Source organism: Capnocytophaga sp. oral taxon 326 str. F0382, from assembly GCF_000318295.1.
Taxonomy (GTDB): domain Bacteria; phylum Bacteroidota; class Bacteroidia; order Flavobacteriales; family Flavobacteriaceae; genus Capnocytophaga; species Capnocytophaga periodontitidis.
The window spans coordinates 1-554 of sequence record NZ_KB291434.1; the positions used below are offsets into that span (position 1 = coordinate 1).

Sequence of the window (554 nt, forward strand, 5' to 3'; positions counted from 1 at the left end):
TTACAATGCCTTTTTCTTCTACTAAAAAATAGTCACCAAAACTGTTATAAAACCATTTTACAACTATAGTATCATTTTGAATATGATATTTTCCCCAATTCCAAATATGATAATTTCTATTACTTTGTTTATCAGTTTCTTCTAAAAACTCATTTATATTTTTATCTAACATATATTCTGAGGCTTTAACAGCACATTCCTTCTCTATTAAATCACCACAGTAATCTCCAAAACCATTTTTGACAACATAAGTATATCCATTATCTAAAAAAAGTTGCATATTGATATATACACCTTTTTGTCGCATATATTCTTTATCAAGATTGTAAACATGATAATAATATCCATTTGTTCTTAATTTTCTTTCGCTGAGTGTATTACTAAATACAAAAGATTTTTTATTATAAATAACACTACAAGCACACAGACAAAAGAATAAAAATGTAGAAATAATAATTTTCATCATAATGTAAAAGGATTATAAGTTCTGTACTGATAAAAGGTTTCCAATTTTGTAGTGAAATTGAAACTACTTTTATAATCTATTTTAAATA

Annotated in this window: 1 protein-coding gene; it reads right to left on the reverse strand. The window is 24.0% G+C overall.

Annotation, left to right across the window (positions count from 1 at the left end):
* On the reverse strand, positions 1-466 hold a 466-nt coding region (locus HMPREF9073_RS10295; RefSeq protein WP_009413686.1), incomplete at its 3' end, for a hypothetical protein.
* Positions 467-554 lie beyond the last annotated feature (88 nt).